We start from the raw sequence: 2,746 nt of genomic DNA, 5'->3' as shown, positions 1-2,746 counted from the left end.
GACACAAGCTGAAGCAGTAAACCGATTAAACCAGTATGGGAAAAACAGCATTACAAAAGTCCGCAAAAAATCAATATATTTGCGTTTTATTAGTAATTTTATCCATCTCATGGCAATTTTGCTATGGATAAGTGGTGGTATTGCGTTCCTAGCTGGGATGCCTGAACTGGGTGTTGCTGTCTGGATGGTCAATGTAATTAATGGGATTTTCTCTTTTTGCCAGGAATTTCGTGCAGAAAAAGCTGCTGAAGCACTTCAAAAACTCCTCCCGGTAAAAGTAATGGTAATTCGGGATAATCAACACGTTGAAATCCTAGCAGAGAACCTCGTTCCCGGAGATCTGATGGTTTTATCAGAGGGTGTGCATATCTCTGCTGATGGAAGGTTGGTAGAAGCATCTCAGATGAGAGTTGATCAGTCAACCCTTACTGGGGAGTCTCATCCGGTAAAAAAAGTCGCAGAATCCTGGCATGACACAGAACTTTCAGCAATAGAAATTCCGAATCTTATTTTTGCAGGCACTAATGTAGTCTCTGGGACTGGCCTTGCGGTTGTAGCCGCAACAGGTATGAATACGGAATTTGGAAAAGTAGCACATCTTACCCAGGCTATTGAAGAGGAAATGAGCCCGCTGCAAAAGGAGATGATCCATGTAACCAGGAGAGTTTCTATTATAGCATTCAGTGTTGGCTCCCTTTTTTTTCTGGTGATGGCCATATTAACTCCTGTTTCTCCTGCTAAGAGTTTTATTTTTGCCCTTGGTATCATCGTCGCATTCATTCCTGAAGGTCTTTTACCAACTGTTACTCTCTCCCTTGCCAGGGGTTCCCAGCGAATGGCTAAACGACACGCTCTTATAAAGCGTTTATCAGCAGTTGAAACCTTAGGATGTACATCTGTAATATGCACAGACAAGACTGGAACACTGACACAAAATGAGATGACGGTTCAGAAAATCTGGCTTTCAGGTATCAATTATTCTGTGAGTGGCATTGGATATTCACCCGATGGTAAGATAATTTCTGATAATCAGGATTTGAATCCTCTTTCAGTTCAGGATCTCAATCAATTTCTTACTGCTGGTGCACTGTGTTCCGATGCACGCCTAATTCCCCCGGAACATACTTCAGCACCATGGACCATTCAAGGTGATCCCACAGAAGCTGCTCTTCTTGTAGTGGCTTTGAAAGGTGGCATTAAATACGAGGATCAAATTTCTAAGTCTCCACAGATTCGTGAATATCCGTTTGATTCCAGACGTAAGATGATGAGTGTCATACATCAGGTAGATAATAAGCAGGTTATATATCTGAAAGGTGCTCCTAAGTCAGTCCTGGATATTTGCTCTTCTTTTTTGGAACTCCATAACGAACTATCGCTTACCGATGATAAACGTTCTGAAATAATGAAGGTAAATGATTCTTTATCAGAACAAGGACTTCGGGTTTTAGCCATGGCAATGAAAACAATTCCTGGGGATTTGAAGGCAGAAAATCCTGAAGAGGTTGAAAAGGACCTTACGTTTCTGGGCTTAGTTGCCATGATCGATCCTCCAAGGCCTGAAGTCATTGATGCAGTAAAAAAATGTCATCAGGCACACATCAGAATCATCATGATCACCGGTGATTATGGACTCACCGCAAAAAGTATTGCACGCAGTATTGGTATTATCGAGGGTGAGAATCCTCGTATAATAACGGGCAGCGATCTTGATCAGATTACCGCTGACGAATTAAAAACTGCTCTTCATGATGAAGTAATATTTGCCCGGGTTGCTCCTGAACATAAACTCAGGGTTGTAGAAACATTAAAAGAACTGGGTCATATTGTCGCAGTAACAGGTGATGGTGTAAATGATGCTCCTGCTCTGAAAAAAGCGGATATCGGTGTTGCAATGGGAATGACAGGGACTGATGTTGCAAAAGAAGCAGCAGATATAATCTTGACAGATGATAATTTTGCATCAATTGTCAATGCTGTGGAAGAAGGACGGACAGTGTATGCAAACATCAAAAAATTCACGGGGTATATTTTTACCAGCAATGCCACAGAGGCAGTTCCATTCATCTTTTTTGCTTCTAGTAAAGGGAGAATCCCACTGGCATTAAACGTCATGCCCATCTTATCCATAGACCTTGGAACAGATCTTATACCTGCATTAGCTTTGGGTTCAGAGCCAGCAGAACCAGGAATTATGGACATTCCACCAAGGAATCTTAAAGAACACGTGATAACCAAATCTTTGCTCATGCGTTCATATCTCTGGCTTGCTCCAATTCAGGGTCTTGCAGTTATGTCAGCATTCTTTTACGAGTTTTGGACAAACGGATATTGGGGGCAGATTTACGGTCTCCCTTCAGATGGCCCGTTATACCATTCAGCAGTTGGAATGGCACTTGCAGCCGTCGTTACCACACAGATTGGAAATCTCCTCGGAAGACGAACAGACCGGAGTTCCCTCCTCTCTGTTGGATTATTTACAAACAACATGATTTGGATAGGTATTGCAAGTGAACTAATAATCATTTTTTCAATAATTTATATTCCATTTCTACAAAATGTAATAGGTACAGCTCCCTTTCCTCTTCACAACTGGATTTTTTTATTTGCCTGGGCCCCGGTTCTTCTCATCGCTGAAGAATTAAGAAAAACAGTAATGCGGATAATTGAGAGAAAAAAGGATGAACACAAACCTGTGGAGGTATAACCTGAAAATTATACATCACACATTTACTTTAAGAAGTAT

1 protein-coding gene is annotated in these 2,746 nt (G+C 41.4%); it reads left to right on the top strand.

The genetic code is table 11. The features are described 5' to 3' along the window. A partial coding sequence (locus VN429_RS09680; RefSeq protein ID WP_325632683.1) for a cation-translocating P-type ATPase occupies nt 1-2,707 on the top strand: 2,707 nt, incomplete at its 5' end. Nucleotides 2,708-2,746: the final 39 nt, after the last annotated feature.

It is taken from the genome of Methanospirillum sp. (genome assembly GCF_035560735.1).
Taxonomy (GTDB): domain Archaea; phylum Halobacteriota; class Methanomicrobia; order Methanomicrobiales; family Methanospirillaceae; genus Methanospirillum.
This window is presented reverse-complemented; position numbering and strand designations above follow the sequence as displayed.